Source organism: Kitasatospora sp. NBC_00070 (assembly GCF_045041205.1).
Classification (GTDB): Bacteria; Actinomycetota; Actinomycetes; order Streptomycetales; family Streptomycetaceae; genus Kitasatospora.
Map to the genome: position 1 here is coordinate 4,905,047 of NZ_CP108247.1, position 24,119 is coordinate 4,929,165.

Annotated in this window: 21 protein-coding genes and 1 riboswitch; of the genes, 14 read left to right on the forward strand and 7 right to left on the reverse strand. The window is 70.9% G+C overall.

Translation table 11 applies throughout. The features are described 5' to 3' along the window. Positions 1–10: 10 nt before the first annotated feature. Positions 11–2,191 (reverse strand): glycogen debranching protein GlgX, encoded by a 2,181-nt coding sequence (gene glgX / locus OHV05_RS22550; RefSeq protein ID WP_405019265.1) that lies wholly within the window; start codon positions 2,189–2,191, stop codon positions 11–13. A gap of 233 nt (positions 2,192–2,424) precedes the next feature. On the opposite strand from glgX, the gene OHV05_RS22555 reads away from it, so the two are divergent. From OHV05_RS22555 to OHV05_RS22570, 4 genes are all read left to right on the forward strand, one after another. Continuing rightward, a complete protein-coding gene (locus OHV05_RS22555) occupies positions 2,425–3,618 on the forward strand; it encodes an Ig-like domain-containing protein (protein ID WP_405019266.1) in 1,194 nt (397 codons plus the stop codon). A 215-nt stretch (positions 3,619–3,833) separates the two neighbouring features. After that, positions 3,834–5,111: an Ig-like domain-containing protein gene (locus tag OHV05_RS22560; RefSeq protein WP_405019267.1), complete on the forward strand. Its 1,278-nt coding sequence runs from the start codon at positions 3,834–3,836 to the stop codon at positions 5,109–5,111. Positions 5,112–5,373: 262 nt separating this feature from the next. Beyond that, positions 5,374–5,844, forward strand: a complete 471-nt coding sequence (locus OHV05_RS22565; RefSeq protein ID WP_405019268.1) for an ATP-binding protein — start codon at positions 5,374–5,376, stop codon at positions 5,842–5,844. Positions 5,845–6,169: 325 nt separating this feature from the next. Continuing rightward, positions 6,170–6,673, forward strand: coding sequence for a DinB family protein (locus tag OHV05_RS22570; protein ID WP_405019269.1), 504 nt, complete (start codon positions 6,170–6,172; stop codon positions 6,671–6,673). A 7-nt stretch (positions 6,674–6,680) separates the two neighbouring features. Here OHV05_RS22570 and OHV05_RS22575 read toward each other — a convergent pair whose 3' ends face one another. Further along, positions 6,681–7,553 carry an MBL fold metallo-hydrolase gene (locus OHV05_RS22575; RefSeq protein WP_405019270.1) on the reverse strand — a complete coding sequence of 291 codons (873 nt, stop codon included), beginning with the start codon at positions 7,551–7,553 and terminating at the stop codon, positions 6,681–6,683. An 88-nt stretch (positions 7,554–7,641) separates the two neighbouring features. On the opposite strand from OHV05_RS22575, the gene OHV05_RS22580 reads away from it, so the two are divergent. Then, positions 7,642–8,172: an NADPH-dependent FMN reductase gene (locus OHV05_RS22580; RefSeq protein ID WP_405019271.1), complete on the forward strand. Its 531-nt coding sequence runs from the start codon at positions 7,642–7,644 to the stop codon at positions 8,170–8,172. Positions 8,173–8,179: 7 nt separating this feature from the next. Here the strand turns inward: OHV05_RS22580 and OHV05_RS22585 are convergent, their stop codons facing one another. The 4 genes from OHV05_RS22585 to gcvT form a co-directional block, all read right to left on the reverse strand. Continuing rightward, positions 8,180–9,547: an L-serine ammonia-lyase gene (locus tag OHV05_RS22585; RefSeq protein ID WP_405019272.1), complete on the reverse strand. Its 1,368-nt coding sequence runs from the start codon at positions 9,545–9,547 to the stop codon at positions 8,180–8,182. 167 nt (positions 9,548–9,714) lie between these two features. Further along, positions 9,715–10,980 (reverse strand): serine hydroxymethyltransferase, encoded by a 1,266-nt coding sequence (gene glyA, locus OHV05_RS22590; RefSeq protein ID WP_405019273.1) that lies wholly within the window; start codon positions 10,978–10,980, stop codon positions 9,715–9,717. Positions 10,981–11,120: 140 nt separating this feature from the next. Further along, positions 11,121–11,495, reverse strand: coding sequence for a glycine cleavage system protein GcvH (gcvH, locus tag OHV05_RS22595; RefSeq protein WP_403044711.1), 375 nt, complete (start codon positions 11,493–11,495; stop codon positions 11,121–11,123). 94 nt (positions 11,496–11,589) lie between these two features. Beyond that, entirely contained in the window at positions 11,590–12,708 is a 1,119-nt protein-coding gene (gcvT, locus tag OHV05_RS22600) for a glycine cleavage system aminomethyltransferase GcvT (RefSeq protein WP_405019274.1), read from the reverse strand. Between the two features lie 151 nt (positions 12,709–12,859). Then, positions 12,860–12,962, reverse strand: a riboswitch (glycine riboswitch). Between the two features lie 121 nt (positions 12,963–13,083). Between gcvT and OHV05_RS22605 the strand changes: the two genes are divergently transcribed. From OHV05_RS22605 to OHV05_RS22645, 9 genes are all read left to right on the forward strand, one after another. Then, positions 13,084–13,899 carry an enhanced serine sensitivity protein SseB gene (locus OHV05_RS22605; protein WP_405019275.1) on the forward strand — a complete coding sequence of 272 codons (816 nt, stop codon included), beginning with the start codon at positions 13,084–13,086 and terminating at the stop codon, positions 13,897–13,899. A gap of 114 nt (positions 13,900–14,013) precedes the next feature. Beyond that, a complete protein-coding gene (locus OHV05_RS22610; protein ID WP_405019276.1) occupies positions 14,014–14,781 on the forward strand; it encodes an enhanced serine sensitivity protein SseB C-terminal domain-containing protein in 768 nt (255 codons plus the stop codon). A 419-nt stretch (positions 14,782–15,200) separates the two neighbouring features. After that, positions 15,201–16,181, forward strand: coding sequence for an ABC transporter permease (locus OHV05_RS22615; RefSeq protein ID WP_405019277.1), 981 nt, complete (start codon positions 15,201–15,203; stop codon positions 16,179–16,181). A 146-nt stretch (positions 16,182–16,327) separates the two neighbouring features. Then, positions 16,328–18,100, forward strand: a complete 1,773-nt coding sequence (locus OHV05_RS22620; protein ID WP_403044698.1) for an ABC transporter substrate-binding protein — start codon at positions 16,328–16,330, stop codon at positions 18,098–18,100. A 121-nt stretch (positions 18,101–18,221) separates the two neighbouring features. After that, the gene (locus OHV05_RS22625) at positions 18,222–19,220 is read left to right on the forward strand and encodes an ABC transporter permease (RefSeq protein ID WP_403044695.1); all 999 of its coding nucleotides are present in this window, start codon (positions 18,222–18,224) and stop codon (positions 19,218–19,220) included. Continuing rightward, on the forward strand, positions 19,217–20,296 hold the full coding sequence (locus OHV05_RS22630) for an ABC transporter ATP-binding protein (protein ID WP_405019278.1): 1,080 nt from the start codon (positions 19,217–19,219) through the stop codon (positions 20,294–20,296). Before OHV05_RS22625 ends, OHV05_RS22630 begins: the two co-directional genes overlap by 4 nt. Before the next feature lie 29 nt (positions 20,297–20,325). Continuing rightward, positions 20,326–21,357, forward strand: coding sequence for an ABC transporter ATP-binding protein (locus OHV05_RS22635; RefSeq protein WP_405019279.1), 1,032 nt, complete (start codon positions 20,326–20,328; stop codon positions 21,355–21,357). A 372-nt stretch (positions 21,358–21,729) separates the two neighbouring features. Then, complete coding sequence (locus OHV05_RS22640; RefSeq protein ID WP_405019280.1) at positions 21,730–22,593, forward strand: class I SAM-dependent methyltransferase; 864 nt, start codon at positions 21,730–21,732, stop codon at positions 22,591–22,593. Between the two features lie 2 nt (positions 22,594–22,595). Continuing rightward, entirely contained in the window at positions 22,596–23,255 is a 660-nt protein-coding gene (locus OHV05_RS22645; RefSeq protein ID WP_405019281.1) for a trimeric intracellular cation channel family protein, read from the forward strand. Here OHV05_RS22645 and OHV05_RS22650 read toward each other — a convergent pair. Continuing rightward, the gene (locus OHV05_RS22650; RefSeq protein ID WP_405019282.1) at positions 23,191–24,012 is read right to left on the reverse strand and encodes an IclR family transcriptional regulator; all 822 of its coding nucleotides are present in this window, start codon (positions 24,010–24,012) and stop codon (positions 23,191–23,193) included. The genes OHV05_RS22645 and OHV05_RS22650 overlap by 65 nt on opposite strands. Between the last annotated feature and the right edge of the window lie 107 nt (positions 24,013–24,119).

Below are 24,119 nucleotides of genomic sequence, written 5' to 3' on the forward strand. Positions count from 1 at the left end.
GGCCACCCGGTCAGTCGTCGGCGGCCCGCAGCAGCTGCAGCGACCGCCCGGCCAGCGTGACCGGCCCGCCGGTGTCGGGCTCGGGCACCGGACGGGCGGTGTCCACCAGGGTCTCGTACCGCTTCGCCCACGGCTCGCCGGGCAGCGTGAAGGTGACCGGTTGGTGGCCCGCGTTGAGCAGTACCAGGAAGCTGTCGTCGGTCAGCGGACAGCCGTGCTGGTCGCGTTCCGACATCGCCCGGCCGGAGAGCAGCATGCCGAGCACGGCGGTCGGTGCGAACCAGTCGGCCTCGGTCATCTCCTGCCCCCCGGCGGTGAACCAGGCCAGGTCGCTCTGCCCGCCCGGCACCGCCGCCCGGCCGGAGAAGAACGCCCGCTGGCGGAGCACCGGGTGGGCCCGGCGGAGCCGGATCAGCCGCCCGGTCAGCTCGCAGAGCCGGCGCCACTCCGGGTCCTCCAGCAGTGACCAGTCCAGCCAACTGGTCTCGTTGTCCTGGCAGTAGGCGTTGTTGTTGCCGCGCTGGGTGCGGCCCAGCTCGTCCCCGGCTGTGAGCATCGGCACCCCGGTGGAGAGCAGCAGGGTGGCCATCAGGTTGCGGAGCTGACGCTGCCGCAGCTCGACCACCGCCGGGTCGTCGGTCTCGCCCTCCACCCCGCAGTTCCAGGACCGGTTGTCGTCGGTGCCGTCCCGGTTCTGCTCGCCGTTGGCCTCGTTGTGCTTGCGGTCGTAGGAGACCAGGTCGCGCAGGGTGAAACCGTCGTGCGCGGTGACGAAGTTGACCGAGGCGTACGGTCGGCGGCCGCCGCGCTGGTAGAGGTCGGAGGAGCCGGACAGCCGGTAGCCGAGCTCCCGGACGTCCGGGCGGGCGCCGCGCCAGAAGTCCCGCACGGTGTCCCGGTACTTGTCGTTCCACTCGGCCCAGAGCGGCGGGAAGCCGCCCACCTGGTAGCCGCCGGGGCCGACGTCCCAGGGCTCCGCGATCAGCTTCACCCGGCTGAGCAGCGGGTCCTGGGAGACGGCACCGAGGAACGGGTGGTGCATCTCCACCCCGTCCGAGCCCCGGGCCAGCGCGGCGGCCAGGTCGAACCGGAAGCCGTCCACGCCCATTTCGGTCACCCAGTACCGGAGCGAGTCGGTGATCAGCCGGACGGTGTGCGGCTGCCGGGTGTCCAGGGTGTTGCCGCAGCCGGTGTAGTCGGCGTAGCCCCGGCGGCTGCGGTCCAGCCGGTAGTAGCCCGCGTTGTCGATGCCGCGCAGACTCAGCGAGGGGCCCATCACGCCGCTCTCGGCGGTGTGGTTGTAGACCACGTCGAGGATCACCTCGATCCCGGCCGCGTGCAGCGCCCGGACCATCCGCTTGAACTCGCCGACCTGCTGGCCCCGGCTGCCGCCGGCGGAGTACCCGGCGTGCGGGGCGAAGAAGGCGAGGGTGTTGTAGCCCCAGTGGTTGGTCAGCCCGCGCTGCTGCAGGTGGTCCTCGTCGGCGTACTGGTGCACCGGCAGCAGCTCGACCGCGGTGACGCCGAGACCGACCAGGTGCTCGATCGCCGCCGGGTGCGCCAACCCGGCGTAGGTGCCGCGCAGTTCGGCCGGGATGCCGGGGTGGCGCATGGTGAAGCCGCGCACGTGCAGCTCGTACAGCACGGTCTCGGCCCAGGGCGTCTTCGGGCGGTGGTCGTCGTACCAGTCGTCGTCGTCGTGCACCACCACCGCCTTGGGCACGTACGCGGCGGAGTCCCGGTTGTCCCGGACGGTGTCGGCCACCTCGCGCTCAGGCCAGTTCCGGACGGCCGCGCAGGTCGCGTCGTGGGCGGTGTAACTCCCGTCCACCGCACGGGCGTAGGGGTCGAGCAGCAGTTTGGCCGGATTCCACCGGGCACCGGTCCACGGGTCCCAGCGGCCGTGCACCCGGTAGCCGTACCTGGCCCCGGGGTGGACCCCGGGCAGGTAGCCGTGCCAGGTCTGGAAGGTCCGCTCGGTCAGCGGGTGTCTGCTCTCGGTGCCGTCCTCGGCGAACAGGCAGAGCTCGACCGCCTCGGCGTCCGGGGCCCAGAGCGCGAAGTTGGTGCCGTGGCCGCCGGCGTGGTCGGTGCGGTAGCGGGCGCCGAGCGGCTGCCAGCTGCCGGGCCAGGGCACCGCCGGGTCGATCGCACCGTGCTCCGCCTGAACCTGCCGCTGCCAAGCCGTCATCGACCGCATCCTCCCAGCGCAGGACGTCCCGGGCCCCGCGTAGCCGTTGTTCCCTGATCGGATAGTGCTGTCACGTGACGGACCGTGCTGTGACGGACTGTGAACGATTCTGTCCTGGATCGAGACCTTCTGGCTGCTACTGCGTGAATTTGCTCCCACGTGTCCGGGCGGGCCCAGGGTCGTTATGCCGGACGGTGGTTGACGGCAGCGGTAGGTACGTACGGAGGATCGGGATGCGCTCCCGGGTGGCGGTCGTGGTGGTGGTCGGGCTCTGCCTGTTCACCGGCTGCACCAGTGAACGGCAGGCAACACCGAGCTCCGAGGCGGTCGCCGCGCCCAGCCCGGCCGTCTCCAGGGCGGTGATCAGCGCGACCCCCGGGGACGGCACCCAGGAGGTGCCGGCCGAGGGCCCGGTCAAGGTGACGGTGGCCCAGGGCAGGCTGCTCTCGGTCCGGCTGGCCGACGACAAGGGCGGCGAGGTGGCCGGGCGGATCGCCCCGGACGGCAGCTGGGCCCCGGACGGCCGGCTGACCCTGGCCACCCCGTACACGCTGGACGCGGTGGCGGAGGACGCCGCCGGGCTCAAGGCGGCCCAGCACGTGGCCTTCGCCACCCTGACTCCCGAGCACACCTTCGCCGCCTTCTTCACCCCGGAGGACGGCTCCACGGTCGGGGTCGGGATGCCGGTCTCGCTCCGGTTCAGCCGGGCGATCACCGACCGGGCCGCGGTCGAGCGGGGGATCACGGTGACCGCCGACCCGCCGGTGCCGGTGGCCGCGCACTGGTTCGGCAACCGGCGGCTGGACCTGCGGCCGGACAAGTACTGGGCGGCCGGCACCAAGGTGACCCTGACGCTGCGGTTGAAGGACGTCCAGGGCGCGCCGGGGGACTACGGCACCCAGTCCAAGGAGGTGCACTTCACCGTCGGCCGCTCGATGGTCAGCACCGCCGACCTGGACGCGCACACCATGACCGTCCGGCAGGACGGCCGGGTGCTGCGGACCCTGCGGATCTCCGGCGGCAGCCCGGAGTTCTCCACCTACCTGGGCGCGATGGTGATCTCGGAGAAGTTCCCGGTCACCCGGATGAACTCGCAGACCGTCGGCCTGGGCGACGAGTACGACATCAAGGACGTGCCGCACGCGATGCGGCTGACCAACTCGGGCACCTTCGTGCACGGCAACTACTGGGCGGCCCGCTCGGTCTTCGGCAGCGCCAACACCAGCCACGGCTGCCTCGGTCTGGCCGACGACAAGGGCGGCTCGGACTCCTCCCCGGCGGGCTGGTTCTTCGAGCACTCGATGATCGGGGACGTGATCGAGGTGCACGGGCAGGCCGGCGACCAGGTGCCGCCGGACAACGGCCTGAACGGCTGGAACCTGACCTGGGCGCAGTGGCAGCGCGGCAGCGCGCTCGGCGTGCACTGACCGGGCACCGACCGCCACCGACCCCGCACCGGTCCAGCACAGACCTCCCCGGGAGGAACACCGATCTCCGCCGGTTATCCTGGCCTGCCGTGCCGCCGCTCGCCCGTCGAGCGGCCGGCGCAGATAACAACTCGGCACGACCCTCGCCCTTCGTGAAACTGAAACCGGCGCCGGAACGTGTACTGAGCGTGGACACCCCGAGGGGAGCAGACCGAGTGAAGCCGGTACAGGCGGCCGATGCCGCGATAGTCAGGACCCAGGGCGCGGCCGAGCGCCGTGCCAAGCGCACCCGGCTGGCCGGGGTCGCGCTCGCGATGGGTGGCGTCCTGCTGCTCACCGCGGCCTGCTCGGGCTCCGGCTCGGACGACAAGGGCAAGGGCACCGGCGCGACCGGCGGCGACAGTGCGGCCTCCGCGGCCGCCAGCCCGCCCGCGCCGAAGAACTCGGCCGCGGTGCTGACCGTCACCCCGAAGGACGGTGCCGAGGACGTCAACCCCAACGACGCCCTGAACGTCGCGGTGGCCGGCGGCAAGCTGACCACCGTCGAGGTGACCGACAAGAACGGCAAGCCGGTGGCCGGTGCGGTCACCGCCGACGGCCTGAGCTGGAAGCCCAGCGCGCCGCTCACGGTCGGCATGGTCTACAAGGTGAGCGCCCAGGCCACCGATGCCGAGGGCCTGGTGGCCGCCTCGACCAGCAGCTTCACCACGCTCACCCCGGCGAAGACCGCCTCGGTGAACGACAACATCACCGACAACGGCACGTACGGCGTCGGCATGATCGTCTCGGTCAACTTCGGCAAGCCGGTCAAGAACAAGGACGCGGTGCTCAAGGGCATCACCTTCGAGGACAGCAACCACACCGTGGTGAAGGGGCACTGGTTCGGCACCCAGCGGCTGGACTTCCGGCCGGAGACCTACTGGAAGTCCGGTACCAAGGTCACCATCAAGTACCGCCTGAAGAACGTCGAGGTGTCGCCCGGCGTCTACGGTGACGTGGACCGGGACGAGCCGTTCACCATCGGCCGCTCGCAGATCAGCGTCGCGGACGCGGGCACCCACCAGATGACGGTCACCCGGGACGGCGTGGCCAAGACCATCCCGATCACCGCGGGCGACGACCAGAACCCGTCCTGGAACGGCACCATGGTCATCTCCAGCAAGGAGAAGGTGACCCGGATGAACTCGGCCACCGTCTCCAACATCCAGGGCTCCGAGTACGACATCTCGGACGTCCCGCACGCGATGCGGCTGACCTCCTCCGGCACCTACGTGCACGGCAACTACTGGGGCAACGCCTTCGGCAAGTACAACGCCAGCCACGGCTGCGTCTCGATGGCGGACACCAAGGGCGGCGACGACGCCTCGACCGCCGGGAAGTACTTCGCGGACTCGATGGTCGGCGACGTGGTGAAGATCCAGAACTCCAAGGGCAAGACCGTCTCGCCGGACAACGGCCTGAGCGGCTGGACGCTGCCCTGGGCCTCCTGGTAGACCCCGCCGGGAGCTGATCCCTGCTCAACTGTTCGGCCCGGGTGCCCTTATGGCGCCCGGGCCGAGCTGTTGTACGAGCCCTTGTTCGGGCCGCGTTCGGGATGCTCTTGGCATATGCCATTCGAATAGTGATCGTTTGTTCATTGTCCGTACGCGGCCGCTTGCGTTCCGCAATGATTGGCCCATGGCGGGATGGGGCGAGGCAGAGTGGGCATCACTTCCAGGGGCCGGTCCGGCCACTGACGACCCGTCGGAAGGTGGGGTGCTCGCCCTGGAGACTCTGGAACGACTCAGCCCGCAGGAGGTCGAGCGCGAGTGCTTCGGCCGGCTCTGCGAGCAGGTGGCGGCCGAGCAGGAGGTCTTCCTGCCGTCCCGTCCCGAACTCGTCGGCGTGGCCCGGCGGGTGGTGCTCTCGGTGCTCCAGGGCTGGCGGATGCACCAGTTACTCGAAGCGGGCGAACTCCTCACCGGCGAGCTGATGGCCAACGCGGTCCGGCACACCGGCGGCCGCACCGTCGGCCTCCGGCTCACCCGCCGCCCCGGCTGGCTCCGGGTCGAGGTCCGGGACTCCTCCCGCGCGCTGCCTTGCCTGATCGTCGCCGAGCCGGGCAACGAGACCGGCTACGGCATGCTGCTGATCAGCACCATCTCGGAGCGCTGGGGCGCGGATCTGCTGCCGCGCGGCAAGGGCGTCTGGTTCGAGCTCAAGGTCCGCGAGCGCGCCCCGTCCTGAGCGCGGCCGGCCCCGGAAAACAGTGCGGGGCCCCCGGTCGCCGTGATGCGGCGTGGGGGCCCCTGCAGGTCACCGCGCAAGCCATGGGGGTGCGTGCCACGCGGTGCAGACGGCCGAACCGGGTCGGGGGTGGCCGTAGCTCTTGATGACTCGACTATCGCACGGTCTCACGATGTGGGCAAAATCGATTGAAAGGTTTGTAACCTACTTCACCTGGACTAATCGTATGGATTCCCACCCCGGCCTTTGATTATCCAGTCGGGCCCGGCCGCCGAGGGCCGAATTCCGGTCGACAGTCCGCCCCGGACCAGCCATGATCCCGGGCATGACACGCACCGACATGCCCGCCGTCCTCGACGAGCGCACCTCGCTCGCCACCTTCCTCGACTACACCCGGGCCACCGCGCTCGCCAAGTGCGAGGACCTCGCCCAGGAGGACGCCCGGAAGGCCCCGCTGCCCGGCTCGCCGCTGATGACCCTGGCCGGGCTGATCAGCCACCTGCGCTGGGTCGAGTACTACTGGTTCGACGTGGTCTTCCTCGGCGGGGAGGACGAGGGGCCGTGGACCGACGAGGACCCGGACCGCGAGATGCGGATCGCCGTGGACCTGCCGCTGGTCGAACTGCTCGACGACTACCGGCAGTTGACCGACCGCTATCGCGAACTGGTGGCCGGCACCGACCTGGACGCGGTGGCGCGGCGGACCGTCCGGGACGGGCGGCAGATCAACCTGCGCTGGATCGTCCTGCACCTGATCGAGGAGACCGCCCGGCACAACGGCCACCTCGACCTGCTGCGCGAACTCGCGGACGGCAGCACCGGGGCGTGACGGCGGGTCAGCCGTTGTAGTAGACGACGAAGTCGTCGAACGGGTGCTGCCCCGGAGCGGCGGCCACCCGGTCGAGCGCGGCCCGGATCTCCCTGAGCTGACCGGCCGTCATCTCCAGTGGCGGTTCGGCGGGTTGGTGGACGGCCTGGAACGGGTAGTCCACGCCCGGCTGGTCGGTCATCTCGATGTGGCAGCCGAGCACGTGGCCGACCGGGTGGGTGTCGGCGAAGGCGATCAGCCGGTCGATGGTGGCGACGTACGCGTCCCAGTCGGCGATGTAGAGCCGCCCCGGGTAGACCGTGTCGCCGGTGAGCAGCAGCCCGGTGTACCGGTCGTAGTAGCTGACCGCGGCCGCGTGGTGGCCGGGGCTGCCGAGGCAGTCCAGCACCCGCCCGCCCAGGTCGAGCTCGGCCGGAACGTCCAGGTCCGGGCCGAGGCCGAGGAACTCCCGGACGGTGTCGAGGGCCCGGTCCACCAGCACGGTGTCCGGCCGGTCGGCGAACTGGGCGTCGCCCGCGACGTGGTCGCCGTGGCCGTGGGTGTGCAGGACCACCAACCCGTAGCCGGGGCGCGGGTGCTTCGCCAGCCACTGCCCGACCAGCTCGTCGACCACCCGGCGGAGCGGGAAGTACTCGGCCTCGGCGGTCGCCCCGGTGTCGATCAGCACCGCGCGCTCGTTGCCGAACAGCAGGAACAGGAACGGGGCCTCGTAGTTGACCGCCATGTTCTGCCGCAGGATCACGGTGTGCTCGTCGTAGTGGTGCACCTGGATGTCGGGGTCGGTGTTGTGCTTCGCCGAGACGGAACCGTGGATCCAGCGCACGTCGAGCGGCAGCGGGGCGATCGGCGCGAAGTCGATGGCGGCGGTGTCGAAGATCATGCGGCAACCTACCAAGCCGGGCCCGGCGTCGGCCTCCGCTTTAGCGAGCGCCAACTGCCGGGCAGGGCCCGGCGGGTAGCGTGTCCGCATGACGACGCGCCATGTGCTGTTGCTGAGCGGAAGCCTGCGGGCCGGGTCCTCCAACGAGGCGGTGCTGCGGACCGCCGCCGCGCTGGCCCCCGAGGGCGTGACCACCACGTTCTACCAGGGTCTGGCCGAGCTGCCGCACTTCAACCCGGACCACGACACCGACCCGCTGCCCGCCCCGGTGGCCGAGCTGCGGGCCGCCATCGCGGCGGCCGACGCCCTGCTGATCTCCGCCCCCGAGTACGCGGGCACCCTGCCGGGCTCGTTCAAGAACCTGCTCGACTGGACGGTCGGCGGCGTCGAGATCAGCGACAAGCCCGCCGCCTGGATCACCGCCGCCGCCTCCGGCCGCGGCACCGGCGCGGCCGCCACCCTCGCCTCGGTGCTCGGCTACACCGGCGCGGCCGTCGCCGAACCGGCCTGCGCCACCATCCCCGTCCCACCGGACGCCCGCGGCGCCGACGGCCTGATCACCGACCCGGCCACCCGCGACCGGATCGCCGAGGTGGTCCGGGCCCTGCTGGCGGCCTGAGCCGCCGTCAGCACTCGATGACGTTGACCGCGAGGCCGCCGCGCGAGGTCTCCTTGTACTTGACCTTCATGTCGGCGCCGGTCTCCTTCATGGTCTTGATCGCCTTGTCGAGCGAGACGTGGTGCCGGCCGTCGCCGCGCAGCGCCATCCGGGCGGCGGTGACGGCCTTCACGGAGGCCATGCCGTTGCGCTCGATGCAGGGGATCTGGACCAGGCCGCCGACCGGGTCGCAGGTCAGGCCGAGGTTGTGCTCGATGCCGATCTCGGCGGCGTTCTCGACCTGCTCGGGTGAGCCGCCGAGGACCTCGGCGAGGCCGCCGGCCGCCATCGAGCAGGCCGAGCCGACCTCGCCCTGGCAGCCGACCTCGGCGCCGGAGATGGAGGCGTTCTCCTTGAAGAGCATGCCGATCGCACCGGCTGCGAGCAGGAAGCGGACGATGCCGTCGTCGTCGGCGCCGGGGATGAAGTTGGTGAAGTAGTGCAGGACGGCGGGGATGATCCCGGCCGCGCCGTTGGTCGGGGCGGTGACCACCCGCTGGCCGGAGGCGTTCTCCTCGTTGACGGCCATCGCGTAGAGGGTCACCCACTCCATCGCGTTGGCCGGGCTGATGCCCTCGGCCCGCATCGCGCGGGCACCGGAGGCGGCCCGGCGACGGACCTTCAGGCCGCCCGGCAGGATGCCCTCGCGGCTCATGCCGGCGGTCACGCACTCCTGCATGACCTGCCAGATCTCCAGCAGCCCGGTTCGGATCTCGGCCTCGCTGCGCCAGGCCTTCTCGTTCTCCAGCATCAGGCCGGAGATGGACAGGCCGGTCTCCCGGGTGAGCCGGAGCAGCTCCTCGCCGGTCCGGAACGGGTAGCGCAGCGCGGTGTCGTCGGGCACCACCCGGTCGGCGCCGATCGCGTCCTCGTCGACCACGAAGCCGCCGCCGACGGAGTAGTAGGTCTTCGACAGCAGCTCGGCGCCGTCGGCGTCGAAGGCCCAGAGCGTCATGCCGTTGGCGTGGTACGGCAGCGACTTGCGGCGGTGCAGGATGAGCTGGGTGTCGGGGTCGAAGGCGATGTCCTGCACCCCGAGGAGGTGCAGCCGCTTCTCCGCCCTGATCCGCTCCACGTCCACGTCGGCCTGGTCGACGTCGACGGTGCGGGGGGAGTTGCCCTCCAGGCCGAGCAGGACGGCCTTCGGGGTGCCGTGGCCGTGGCCGGTGGCGCCGAGCGAGCCGAACAGCTCGGCCCGGATGCCGACCGTCTGGGCCAGCACGCTCTCGGACTTCAGGCGGCGGGCGAACATCCGGGCCGCGCGCATCGGGCCGACGGTGTGCGAGCTGGAGGGGCCGATGCCGATGGAGAAGAGGTCGAAGACGCTGATGGCCACGGGGTGACGTCCTTGTCTGGTCTCGTGGAGGGTGACGGCCCGTCTCGTGGACGGACTCGCGCTGAGCATGGGACGGGGCACCGCCTCACTGTCCAGTGTGCGCGGTGCCCCGGGGCGCCGGGAGGTGTGGCGGGTGTCGCCTGTCACATCTCCCGGCGAAGAGCCGGCTACAGCTCGGGGTAGAGCGGGTACTTCACGGCGAGCGCGGTGACCCGGGCCTTCAGCGACTCGGCCTTGGCCTCGTCGTAGGTGGGCAGCAGGGCCTCGGCGATGATGTCGGCGACCTCGCGGAAGTCCTCGGCCAGGAAGCCGCGGGTGGCGAGCGCCGGGGTGCCGATCCGCAGGCCGGAGGTGGTCATCGGCGGGCGCGGGTCGTTCGGGACCGCGTTGCGGTTCACCGTGATGCCGACCTCGTGCAGCCGGTCCTCGGCCTGCTGGCCGTCGAGCTGGCTGTTGCGCAGGTCGACCAGGACCAGGTGCACGTCGGTGCCACCGGAGAGGACCGAGACGCCGGCGGCGGCCGCGTCGTCCTGGAGCAGGCGCTCGGCGAGCAGCTTCGCGCCCTCCAGGGTGCGCTGCTGGCGCTCCTTGAAGTCGTCCGAGGCGGCGACCTTGAAGGAGACGGCCTTGGCCGCGATCACGTGCTCCAGCGGACCGCCCTGGAAACCGGGGAAGACCGAGGAGTTCAGCTTCTTGGCGAACTCCTGCTTGGCCAGGATGATGCCGCCGCGGGGGCCGCCGAGGGTCTTGTGCGTGGTGGAGGTGACCACGTCCGCGTACTCGACCGGGTTCGGGTGCAGACCGGCGGCGACCAGGCCCGCGAAGTGGGCCATGTCGACCCACAGGTAGGCCTCGACCTCGTCGGCGATCCGGCGGAACTCGGCGAAGTCCAGCTGGCGCGGGTAGGCGGACCAGCCCGCGATGATCACCTTGGGGCGGTGCTCCTTGGCGAGGCGCTCGACCTCGGCCATGTCGACCAGGCCGGCCGAGTCGACGTGGTACGCGACCACGTTGAACTGCTTGCCGGAGAAGTTCAGCCGCATGCCGTGGGTCAGGTGGCCGCCGTGCGCCAGGTCCAGGCCCAGGATGGTGTCACCGGGCTGGGCGATCGCGAACAGCGCGGCCTGGTTGGCGGAGGCGCCGGAGTGCGGCTGCACGTTGGCGTACTCGGCCCCGAACAGCTCCTTCACCCGGTCGATGGCGATCTGCTCGGCCACGTCGACGTGCTCGCAGCCGCCGTAGTAGCGCCTGCCGGGGTAGCCCTCGGCGTACTTGTTGGTGAGGACCGAGCCCTGGGCCTCCATCACCGCGACGGGCGCGAAGTTCTCGGAGGCGATCATCTCGAGGGTGGTCTGCTGGCGGTGCAGCTCGGCGTCGACCGCGGCGGCGATCTCGGGGTCGAGCGCGTGCAGGGACTGGTTGAGAACCGTCATGTCAGGGTCTTCCCATTCAACACAGCCGCGCGCAGCGCGTTCCCTGGAAGGGTGGCGGCGGGCGACGGGTGGGCGGTAAGGGCAGTGGACCAGGGAGGGGCCGGCCGCCGCGCTGCGGCCGACTCCCCGTCAACCGGTGGTCAGCCGCCGATGAAGGCGGAGTACTCGTCGGCGCTGAGCAGCTTGTCGGTCGCCTCGACCTTGACCTTGAAGAGCCAGGCGTCACCGAACGGGTCGCTGTTGACCGAGGCCGGGTCGTCGATGACGGCCTGGTTGATCTCGACGATCTCGCCGGTCGCCGGGGAGTACAGGTCGCTGACCGACTTGGTCGACTCGAGCTCACCACAGGTCTCACCGGCGGTGACGGTGTCACCGACCTCGGGGAGCTGGACGTAGACGATGTCGCCGAGGGCATCGGCCGCGTGGGCGGTGATGCCCACGGTCGAGACACCGTCCTCGGCGGCGGTCAGCCACTCGTGCTCCTCGGTGTACTGCAGGTGCGTGGGGTTGCTCATGGCGTCATTCTCCAGGATCGCAAGAGGGTAGGGCGAAGCCGTCCGCTGAGCGGACCGGGGCCCGGAACTCGGAAGGGGCGGAACTGAAAGGGTCTCAGCGGGCGCGCTTGTAGAACGGCAGCGCAACGACCTCGACCGGCTCGTGCTTGCCACGCACGTCGACGGCGACCGCGGTGCCGGGGGCGGCGTGCGCCGCGTCCACGTACGCGATGGCGATCGGCTTGCCGAGCGTGGGGGACGGGGCACCCGAGGTGATCCGCCCGATCGGGGTGCCGTCCGGGCTGACGACGGCGTACTCGGCGCGCGGGACGCGCTTGCCCTCGGAGACCAGGCCGACCAGCTTGCGCGGGGGGTTGGCCTCGGCCTGCGCGGCGGCGGCCTCCAGCGCCTTGCGGCCGACGAACTCGCCGTTGTTGGTGGTCTTGTCGAACCGGACCACCCGACCCAGACCGGCGTCGAACGGGGTCAGGTCGGTGGAGAGCTCGTGCCCGTAGAGCGGCATGCCGGCCTCCAGGCGGAGGGTGTCGCGGCAGGACAGGCCGGCCGGGACCAGGCCGACCGGGGTGCCGGCCTCGGTCAGCGCGTTCCACAGGTGCTCGGCGTCGGCCGGGGCGCAGAAGACCTCGAAGCCGTCCTCGCCGGTGTAGCCGGTCCGGGCCAGCCAGACCTCGCGGTCCGCGACGGTGGCGGGCAGCAGTGCGTAGTACTTGAGGCCGGGCAGGTCGGCGTCGGTGACCGAGGCCAGGATGCCGTTCGCCTCCGGGCCCTGGACCGCGATCAGCGCGTAGGCGTCCCGGTCGTCCCGGACCACCGCGTCGAAGCCGGCCGCGCGCTCGGTCAGCGCGTCCAGCACCACCTGGGCGTTCGAGGCGTTGGCGACCACCATGTACTCGGTCTCACCGGTGCGGTAGACGATTAGGTCGTCCAGGATGCCGCCGTCCTCGCGGCAGATCATGGTGTAGCGGGCCCGCAGCACGCCGAGCGCGGAGATGAAACCGACCAGCGCGTGGTCCAGCAGCTCACCGGCCTGCGGGCCGGTCACGGTGATCTCGCCCATGTGCGAGAGGTCGAACAGGCCGGCCTTGGTGCGGACGGCGAGGTGCTCCTCGCGCTCGCTGCCGTAGCGGAGCGGCATGTCCCAGCCGGCGAAGTCGGTCATGGTCGCGCCGAGCGACCGGTGCAGGGCGTCGAGCGCGGTGAGGCGAGGGGACATGGTGACTGGACTCCTTGGCAGCAAACGGGCATGCAGGGGTGGAGTCTCCCCGTCTGTCGTCACAACCTGAGAGCTTCACCGCACATCCAAGGATGGCGGCTTGCACCGTGGGTGGGCGCACGGCGCGGCCGTGTCCACTTTCCAGATCTGCCTCGCCCGGGCGGTAGGGGTGCCTGAGAGATTCCGGGGAGGACTTGCTCCTTCGGCGCCGGCCTGTGCCACGAGGGCAGTCCGGACTCTCCCGCGCGGGTTCGAGCGGCCAGTGTGAAGTTGTACAGCGGGGTCATCATGGCACGAGTCGGTACCCCGGGGGGAGGGGGGTCCGACCGCTACGCTGCTTGGCAGCAGAGACCTAGAGGGGCGGTAGCGGCGGCGATGGGGTACCCGGCGGGCGACACAGGGGCGCAGGCATGGGCCGAGCCGGGCACCGCGCCGCCCGGCGGCAGCTGGCCGGTCAACGAGTTGGAGCAGGTGCTGACCGCCGCGCTCGGCGATCCGGGGGCGACGCCCCGGGTGATCGAGGTGCTGGCGCGCAGTCAGGTCTGGATCCCGCTGCCGGCCGGCGCCGACCCGCAGGGCAGCGGTCTCGACCTGCCGACGATCGAACTGGCCGGCTCGCCGTACGTGCCGGTGTTCTCCTCGCAGGAGACCTTCCTGCAGCACGCCCCGGGCCTGCCGTTCGCGATCGCCCCGGCCTGGGAGTTCGCCCGGGGCCTGCCGCTCGGGGTCGGCATCGCGGTCAACCCGGAGGCGCCGGTGGGCATCCCGGTGCCGCCGGAGGGGGTCGGCGAGCTGCGCCGGGGCCCGCAGGGCGAGCGCTGGGAACAGCAGCCGGACGGGGCCAGGGTGGCGCTCCGGGAGCCGGAGCCGGCCGAGGAGCCGTACGCCTTCCTGGGCGCGGCGATCACCGAACTCGCCGAGCTGCCCGGGGTGCTGACGGCCCGTCGGGCGCTGGCCGGGGTGGAGCGGGACGCGCCGGTGCTGTTCATCGGGGTGCAGCTGGACGCCGGCTGGCCGGCCGATCCGGGTCAGGTGAACGAGGCACTCGGCCGGGCGCTCGGAACCACCCCGCCGCCGTGGGGCGTCCACCTGGTGCTGCTGGATCTGGTGGCCGATCCGGTGGTGGAGTGGATGCTCAGCCGGGTACGTCCCTTCTACGTCAGGTCCGGGGCGGTCCCGGGCCGAGCCTGACCGGGCCGGGCGGCGACCCACCGGTACGGGGCGGCGGTATGACGGCTGTCGGGCCGGGCCAATAGGCTTCGCTCGGAGCCCAGGCCGGACGGGCGGAAACGGGCGGAGCGAGGCATGAGCGCGGGAGCGGCGGCAGACGGCGCGATCGAGCGCGCCCTCGGCGAGGTCGCACCCGACCGTTTCGACGCCTACGAGCGGCTGCTGTACGCGCTGGCCGAGGGCCGGGTCTGGATGCTGCTGTGGCACGGCACCCCGGGCAGCCCGGACGCCCAGTACGGAAACATGGAGCTCGGCGGGCACGGCTACGCCCCCGCCGTCACCTCGCCCGAGCAGCTGGCCGCGAGCGGCTGGGCCCGCAGCCACGAGGTGATCTCCGGCCCGGAGATCGCCAACGCGCTGTACCGGACCCGCTGGGGCCTGTGGCTCAACCCGCACGTGTCCGGTGGCGGGGTCGGGGTGCCCTGGGCCGACCTGCGGCGGGTCGCCGCCGGTCTGGAGCGGCTGCCGGCCGGCCCGCTCCAGCTGACCGAGCCGGTGGTGCAGGCACCGCTGTTCTACGCCCAGCTGCAGCGCGAGGCGGCCGAGGTGCGCCCGGTCAGGGCGCTCCGGCAGGCCTGGGTGCGCCCGGCCCTGGGTGAGCCCTACCTGGCGATCGGCCTCGACCTGTACGACACCTCACCGCCCGCCGTCGAGGCGGCGAGGGCGCTGGTGCAGCGCGCGGTGCCGCAGACCCCGGCCGGCCTGCCGGTCTCCACCGTGGTGCTGGCCGACGACTGGGACCCGGTGGCGCTGTGGATGCGCGCCTTCGCCCGGCCGTTCTTCGACCGGGAGGCCCGCCCCCACCCGGCCCAGGGGTATTGGCCGCATCAACCCTGGCAGTGAAGTCCCTGCTCCGGGCCGGTCGTTGGGGTACGTCCCGGTTGTTCCTCTGCACGCATCTTGACAGGCATGTAACAGCTGTGTGAAGAGCGTTATTCGGCAAGATCACGAGTGCATGCGGACAGATCACAGTTGGGCATCCTTCGGTTGTCAGGTCTGGCGTAGCGCAACCCGGATGCCAGAGAGTCTGCCCAACGCGGTTCAAGGGTTTGGCCGACCCGGTCCTGCAAATCCCTTGCTTTTCAGCATTCTTCGTACACCGCCGCATCTGCGGCCGGCAGCACCGCACCGACGCACCAGCACCACCACCGCACCAGTACGCGAAACCGGACCAGCCTCGGGCCCGGGCCCCACCGGGCCCGTCGTCCGAGCGCGCCCGGACCGTGGGCCGGCCACCGTCGGCGAGGGGAACGAACTGAGACATGAGCACTTCCACTGAGAGCACCACCGAAGCTCCGCCGCCAACTGCGGTACCGGCCAAGCGGATCGAGGGCCGTTCGCCGGGCCGGATCGCCTGGGACCGGCTCAGGCGCGACAAGGTCGCGCTGGCCGGTGGCGTCGTGGTGCTGCTGCTGATCCTGGCTGCGGTCTTCGCGCCGGTGCTCACCGCGCTGCTCGGTCACCCGGTCGACGAGCCGCACCCGGACCAGATCAACCCCGACCTCGGCCTGCCCAAGGGCGCGTTCGGCGGTATGAGTGGCGACTTCCTGTTCGGCGTGGACCCGACCTTCGGTCGCGACGTGTTCAGCCGGATCGTCTACGGCGCGCGTATCTCGCTGACCGTGGCGCTGCTCGCGGCCGCCGTCTCGGTGGTCATCGGCGTGCTGATGGGCGTCACGGCCGGGTACTTCGGCGGCTGGGTCGATGCCGCGATCAGCCGGGTGATGGACGTCCTGCTCGCCTTCCCGCAGCTGCTGTTCAGCATCGCGCTGGTCTCGGTGATGCCCAACTCCCTGCTGGGGCTCGAGGGCAGCGGGGTCCGGATGGCGATCCTGGTGCTGGTGATCGGCTTCTTCGGCTGGCCCTACATCGGACGCATCGTCAGAGGCCAGGCGCTGTCGCTGCGCGAACGGGAGTTCGTCGACGCGGCCCGCAGTCTCGGCGCGGGCCGGGTGCACATCCTGCTCCGTGAGCTGCTGCCCAACCTGGTGGCGCCGATCCTGGTCTACGCGACCCTGATCATCCCGACCAACATCCTCAGCGAAGCCGCACTGAGTTTCCTGGGCGCGGGCGTCAAGCCGCCGACCCCCTCGTGGGGCCAGATGCTCTCCGATGCCACCAGGATCTACCAGGTCGACCCGACCTACATGGTGGTCCCCGGCCTGGCGATCTTCGTCACCGTCCTCGCCTTCAACCTGTTCGGCGACGGCCTGCGTGACGCGCTCGACCCCAAGGGCAACTGAGCCCCGAGGCGAGTTCCAACTGCTCGATCCCGCATGGCCGTCCGACCCCCATCGACGGCCGGTCCACCCCGCGGCCACCCACTTGGGGGACCAGAACCCCCCGGCGGACCGCTCAGGCCCGCACATCATCAGGAGGATCCGTACCCATGACGCGTAACAGGACGCTCGCCGCCGCCGCCCTGGTGGCCACGCTGGCCCTCACCGTCTCCGCCTGCGGCGGCTCGAAGGGCGGCGGCGCCGGCGACGGCGCCAGCAACTCCGCCTCGAAGGGTGGCTTCAACGCCGCCGTCGACAAGGTGCACAACCCCTCCGACAAGAAGGGCGGCACGCTCAACCTGTGGTCCAGCACGGACGTCGACTCCCTGGACCCGGGCCGTGCCTACTACGCCTCGGTGTGGAACTACGAGCGCTTCTACGCCCGTACGCTGCTGGCCTTCGACGGCAAGCCGGGCAAGGAGGGCCTGAAGCTCGTTCCGGACCTCGCCGCCGCGCAGCCGGAGATCGCCGCCGACGGCAAGACCTACACCTTCAAGCTGAAGAGCGGCCTGAAGTTCGAGGACGGCTCGCCGATCACCACCAAGGACATCAAGTACGGCATCGAGCGCATCTTCGCGCAGGACGTCGTCGCGGGCGGTCCGACCTACCTGATCAACTCGCTGGACCAGGGCCAGGACTACAAGGGCCCCTACACCGACACGGACCCGAACAAGCTGGGTCTGAAGACGGTGGAGACCCCGGACGACACCACGATCATCTTCCACCTGGCCAAGCCGGACTCCTCCTTCCCGTACCTGCTGGCGATGGGCTCCGCCTCGCCCGTGCCGCAGAAGCTGGACACCGGCGCCAAGTACGGTGACAAGCCGGTCTCCTCGGGCCCGTACAAGTTCAAGTCCGCCGAGCCGGGCAAGGGTTACGAGCTGGTCCGCAACGAGAACTGGGACCCGGCCACCGACTCGTTCCGCAAGGCGCTGCCGGACGTCGTCAAGCTGACGATCACCACCAACGCCGACGACATGGACGCCCGCCAGCTGGACGGCACCGCCGACCTCGACTGGGCCCAGACCGGTCTCTCGCAGGCCGCCCAGGCCAAGGTCCTCACCGACCCGGCGCTGAAGGCCAACACGGACAACCCGTACAACGGCTTCATCCGCTTCATCTCGCTGGTCCCGGCGGTCGCGCCGTTCGACAACATCCACTGCCGCAAGGCCGTGCTGTACGCGGCGGACACCACCGCGCTGCAGACCGCCCGTGGCGGCAACTCGGCCGGTTCGCTGTTCGGCTCGATGCTGCCCCCGAACATCCTCGGCTCGGACGACTACGACCCGTTCGGCCTGACCAAGGGCAAGCCGGACCTCGAGAAGGCCAAGGCCGAGCTCAAGGAGTGCAACAAGCCGGACGGCTTCACCACCACCATCGCCGTCCGTGGCAACAAGGCCAAGGAGGTCAACACGGCCGTCGCGCTGCAGACCGCCCTGAAGGCCATCAACGTCACGGTCAACGTCGAGCAGTACGACGGCAAGCTGCTGGCCTCGGTCGCGGGTTCGCCCGACACCGTCCACACCAAGGGCTACGGCCTGCTCGTGGCCGGCTGGGGTGCGGACTACCCCGACGGTGCCGGCTACATGCAGCCGCTGATGGACGGCCGGTTCATCACCAAGACCGGTAACAGCAACTACCCGGAGACCAACGACCCGGAGGTCAACGCCTGGTTCGACCAGGCCGCGGCCGAGAAGGACCCGGCGAAGGCCGCCGAGATCTACAAGAAGATCAACCACAAGGTCGTGGACACCGCGGTCTGGCTGCCGGTCGTCGCCGACAAGGCGCTGAACTACCGCAACCCGCGTCTGACCAACGTCTTCATCAACGACGCCTTCGGCGAGGTGGACTTCCAGGCCCTGGGTGTCTCCGACGGCAAGTGACCCAGCCCTGCTCCCGCTTCCGTAGTTCGCTCAGCTAGTCCGAAGGGCAGGTGAAGGCTCCGCCGGCGCCGGTCGGAACCCCTACAGGGGGTCCGACCGGCGCCCGGCGGGGTCGACCGCAATGCTCGTGTATTTCATCCGACGGCTCGTCAATGTCGTCGCCATGCTGCTGGTGGTCTCCGCGGTCACCTTCGGCATCTTCTTCATGGTGCCGAAGCTCACCGGTACCGACCCGGCGCTGCTCTACGTCGGCAAGATCGCCGACAAGGTCGCGGTCGAGGGTGCCCGGCACAAGATGGGCCTCGACAAGCCGATCATCGAGCAGTTCTACCTGTTCCTGAAGGGCCTGCTCATCGGGCGCGACTACAGCACCGGCGTGTCGGTCAACCACTGTGCCGCGCCGTGCTTCGGGTACTCCTTCAAGACCGAGCAGGAGGTCTGGCCGCTGCTGCTGGACCGGCTCGGGGTCACCGCCTCGCTCGCCGCCGGTGCCTCGGTGCTCTGGCTGGTCTTCGGTACCGCGACCGGCGTGGTCTCGGCGCTCAAGCGCCGCACCCTGCTGGACCGGATCACCATGACCACCGCCCTGGCCGGGGTCTCGCTGCCGATCTACTTCACCGGCATGCTGGCCAGCGCGATCTTCGTCTTCCAGCTCGGCTGGTTCCCGCACGACTACGTCGAGCTGGGCACCGACCCGGTCGCCTGGGCGCAGAACCTGGTGCTGCCCTGGATCACCCTGGCCTTCCTGTACGCCGCGACGTACGCCCGGCTCACCCGGGCCACCCTGCTGGACGTGCTCGGCGAGGACTACATCAGGACCGCGCGGGCCAAGGGCCTGAGCGAGCGCAAGGTGATCGGCAAGCACGCCATGCGCTCCACCCTGACCCCGATCCTCACCGTGTTCGGCATGGACCTCGGCGGTCTGATCGGTGGCGCGGTGCTCACCGAGACCACCTTCAACTTCAAGGGTCTCGGACACGAGGCGGTCGCCTCGATCGCCTCCAGCGACCTTCCGGTGATCATGGGCGTGACCCTGTTCGCCGGCTTCTTCATCATCCTGGCGAACCTCCTGGTTGACGTGATGTACGCCGTGGTCGACCCCCGGGTGAGGCTGACATGAGCAAGAACACCACCATCGTCCCCGGTCAGCGTGACGCGGCTCCGGAGAGCTTCCTCACCGTCCGCGACCTGCGGGTGCACTTCCCCACCGACGACGGCCTGGTCAAGTCCGTCGACGGGCTCAACTTCAGCCTGGAGAAGGGCAAGACGCTCGGTATCGTCGGCGAGTCCGGCTCCGGGAAGTCCGTCACCTCCCTGTCGATCATGGGTCTGCACCGCACCGGCACCAAGCGCGGTGCGCCCAGGATCTCCGGTGAGGTCTGGCTGGACGGCGAGGAGCTGATCGGCGCCGACCCGGAGCGGGTGCGGCAGCTGCGGGGCCAGAAGATGGCGATGATCTTCCAGGACCCGCTGACCGCGATGCACCCGTACTACTCGGTCGGCGCCCAGATCGTCGAGGGCTACCGGGCGCACCACCCCGGCGCCTCCAAGAAGGAGGCCCGGACCCGGGCGATCGAGATGCTCGACCGGGTCGGCATCCCGCAGCCGGACAAGCGGGTGGACTCCTACCCGCACGAGTTCTCCGGCGGTATGCGGCAGCGCGCGATGATCGCGATGGCGCTGGTCAACGACCCGTCGCTGCTGATCGCCGACGAGCCCACCACCGCACTGGACGTCACCGTCCAGGCGCAGATCCTGGACCTGATCCGGGATCTCCAGCAGGAGTTCGGCTCCGCGGTCATCATCATCACCCACGACCTGGGCGTGGTGGCCGAGCTGGCCGACGACATCCTGGTGATGTACGGCGGCAAGTGCATCGAGCGCGGCCCGGCCGAGACCCTCTTCGAGGCTCCCGAACACCCCTACACCTGGGGCCTGCTGGGTTCGATGCCGCGCCTGGACCGGCCGCTCCAGGAGCGGCTGATCCCGGTCAAGGGCACACCGCCCAGCCTGATCAACGTGCCGTCCGGCTGCGCCTTCCACCCGCGCTGCCCGTACGCCTCGCTCACCGGCGGCCGGTCCGACACGGACGTCCCGGCGCTGGCCGAGGCGACTCCCGGGCACCACGCCGCCTGTCACCTGCCGATCGCCGAGCGCCACCGGATCTTCACCGAAGAGATCGCGCCCCGGCTGTGAGCACGTACCACCCCTCAGGAGAAGACCCCATGACGGACAGTCAGACGGCGACGATTCCTTCGGCCGCACCGGCCTCCGACCGTGAGCCGCTGCTCCGGGTCTCCGGGCTGACCCGGCACTTCCCGATCACCAAGGGACTGTTCGGCCGTCAGACCGGCGCGGTCCGGGCGGTGGACGGGATCGACTTCGAGGTCCTGCCGGGCGAGACGCTCGGCGTGGTGGGCGAGTCCGGCTGCGGCAAGTCGACGATGGGCCGGCTGGTCACCCGGCTGGACGAACCCACCGGCGGCAAGATCGAGTTCGAGGGCCGGGACATCACCCACCTCGGCGTGGCGGCCATGCGACCGCTCCGCCGGGACATCCAGATGATCTTCCAGGACCCGTACTCCTCGCTGAACCCCCGGCACACCGTCGGCACCATCGTCGGTGCGCCGTTCAGGCTGCAGAAGGTCGCCACCGAGCACGGCACCAAGCGCGCCGTGCAGGATCTGCTGGAGCTCTGCGGGCTCAGCCCCGAGCACTACAACCGCTACCCGCACGAGTTCTCCGGCGGCCAGCGGCAGCGGATCGGCATCGCCCGGGCCCTCGCCCTCAAGCCGAAGATGATCGTCGCCGACGAGCCGGTCTCCGCGCTCGACGTGTCGATCCAGGCCCAGGTGGTGAACCTGCTCGACGACCTGCAGAAGGAACTCGGCCTGACCTACCTGATCATCGCGCACGACCTCTCGGTGGTCCGGCACGTCTCCGACCGGGTCGCGGTGATGTACCTCGGCAAGGTGGTGGAGATCGCCGACCGGGACTCGCTGTACGCGGCGCCGATGCACCCGTACACCAACGCGCTGATGTCGGCCGTGCCGACGCCCGACACCCGGCGCAGGCAGCAGCGCGAGCGGATCCGGCTCACCGGTGACGTGCCGTCCCCGATCAACCCGCCCAGCGGCTGCCGGTTCCGGACCCGCTGCTGGAAGGCGCAGGAGATCTGCGCGAGCCAGGAGCCGCCGCTCGCCGCACCCAAGGCGGGGCACCAGGTGGCGTGCCACTTCCCGGAGAACGCAGGCTAGCCTCCCGGCCGGGGGGCTCGGGGCTGCACTCTGGGCAGGCGCTCAGCCGTCCACCGCCCAGGGGCTACGGGGCTGCGCCCTTTGGCAGGCGAGTCAGTTGCACTATCCAGGGGCTCGGGGAACTGCGAGAAGATCTGGCGTGCGGGTCACTGCGAAAGTGCCTGACCGCCTACGCACGCGTGACCTTTTCCGAGGCTGGCGTCGCAGTTCCCCGAGCCCCTGATTCTTCCGAGCCATCTGCCAAAAGTCGGCGTCGCCCACGCGGCGGAGCCGCACATCAGCAGAGCCCCGAGCCCCTGACTCCGTAGCGGGCTGAGCACCTGCGAAGCTGTGGTTCGGCACGGCCGGTGACGGTCGATCGAGGGACGGCACGTGGTGGAGTTCGCGGAGTTCGAGCGCAGTGGGTGGGCGCGGCGGAGTGGTACGTACGACGGTGGTTTCGGTGCGATGACGGCCGGGCTGCACGGGCGGTTGCTGGCCGAGGCCGAGGTGGCGCGGGGCGTCCGGGTGCTCGAGGTCGGGTGCGGGACCGGCCGGTTGGGGTTGGCGGCGGTCGGGCTCGGGGCCGAGGTGGTGGCCACCGATGCGGTGCCGGAGATGGTGGCCGAGGCGGGGCGGGTGCTGCCGGAGGTGGTGCGGGCCGAGTTGCCGGGGCTGCCGTTCGGGGCGGACGAGTTCGACTGTGCGGTCGGGGCGTTCGTGATCAACCACGTGCCGGATCCGGTGGCGGCGGTGCGGGACCTGGCCCGGGTGGTCGGGCCGGGCGGCCGGGTGGTGCTCTCCTGCTGGGACGAGCTGACGGTCAACCAGGCCCAGGGGGTCTTCTTCCAGGCGGTCGCCGAGGCCGGCGCGAGCCGCCCGGCCGGGCTGCCGGACCGGGCGCCGTTCGGGCCGTACGCGACGCCCGAGCGGTTCGCCGGACTGCTCCGGACCGGCGGGCTGGCCGAGGTCGAGGTGCACCGGGTCGGCTGGACCCACCGGGTCGGGCCGGACCACTGGTGGCGGGCGGTGCTGACCGGCACGGTGCTCACCTCCTCGCTGATCGAGGGTCAGGACCCGGCCACGGTGCGGCGGATCAGGGCCCGCTACGACGCGCTGACGGCCCGCTGGGCCGAGCCGGACGGGACCGTCGCGCTGCCGGTGGCCGCCCTGGTCGCGGTGGGCCGGGCGGTGGGCCCGGCGGCCCCCACCGGGGCGGCTGGTACTCGTACGGGTGACCGGCGCGGTAAGAATTGACGGTGACTTCGCAGCTCTTCCCCCCTGATGTGCAGCAGACCCTGGACCTGGTCGGCATCTTCGTGTTCGCCCTGTCCGGCGGTCTGCTGGCGGTCCGCAAGAACATGGACATCTTCGGCATCTGTGTGCTCGCCGAGGCGACCGCGCTGGGCGGCGGGGTGATGCGCGACCTGGTGATCGGGGCCACCCCGGTGGTGGCCTTCACCAACCTCGGGTACTTCGTCACCCCGCTGATGGCCGCCTTGGTGGTGTTCTTCCTGCACCCCGAGGTGGAGCGGATCAACCGTGCGGTGCAGACCCTGGACGCGCTCGGCCTCGGCCTGTTCTGCGTCACCGGGACCGCCAAGGCGCACGACTACGGCCTCGGCGCGGTCTCCGCGATGGCGCTCGGCATGCTGACCGCGGCCGGCGGCGGGGTGATCCGGGACGTACTGGCGCACGAGATGCCCGCGCTGCTGCGCTGGGACCGGGAGATCTACGCGGTGCCCGCACTGGTCGGCTCGGCGATGGTGGTGGTGCTGATCGGCGCCGGACAGCTCACCACCGCGACCGGGACGGCCTCGGCGCTGACCGCGTTCGTGCTGCGGATGCTGGCGCTCAGGTACGGGTGGCGGGCACCGCGTGCTTGGCACCGCAACGGTTCTCGCACCAGCGAGGAGTAGGGGAGCCGCCGTAGGCCAGCGAGATCGCCTCGACGGTGCAGAGCAGTTCGGGCAGCAGCCGGCTGAGCTCGGCGATCGGTGCCACCCCGACCGGGGCGGACAGCGAGCAGGCCGCGATCGCGGTGCCCTCGGGGCCGACCACCGGGGCGGCGATGCAGTTCACCGTCTCCTGGTACTCGGCCTGGTCCACCGCCCAGCCCTGGCGCTGCACGCCGGTCAGCTCGGTGCGGAACTCCGCCGCGCTGCGGATGCTGGTGCGGGTCCTGGCCGGGAACTCCTGGCGGTCCAGGAAGGCGGTCAGCTGATCCTCCGGCAGATCCGCCAGCAGCACCTTGCCGACCGCGGTGGCGACCGCCGGGACCCGCAGGCCGATCCGGGCGGCCGGGTCGGACCAGCTGCCCGGCCGGTCGGGGTAGCGGCTCTGCACCTTGTCCAGGTACAGCACCTCGCCCGCGTCCAGCACCGCGAGTTGCACGGTGTGGCCGTACCGGTCGTTCAACGAGGCCAGGTACGGGGCGGCCACCTGACGGATGTCGATGCCCGCCAGGGCCTGCTGGGCCAGTGAGAACAGCCGGCCGCCGAGCCGGTAGCGCTGGTCGGACTGGCGGTCCACCAGACCGTGTTCCTGCAGCGTGCGGAGCAGTCGGAGGGCGGTGGACTTGTGCACGCCGATCCGGGCGGCGGCCTGCTCCAGGGAGGCCGGACCGTCGCCGAGCGAGGCCAGGATGGTCAGCGCCCGGTCCACCGTCTGCGACATTCCGCCCCGCCCCCTTCGCCTGTTGAGTTGAGCCAGGAGGCTAACGGCGCGTTGCAGAGGGTGCAATGGCCAAATCGTGACCGGCCGGGCCCCTACACTTGTGCCGC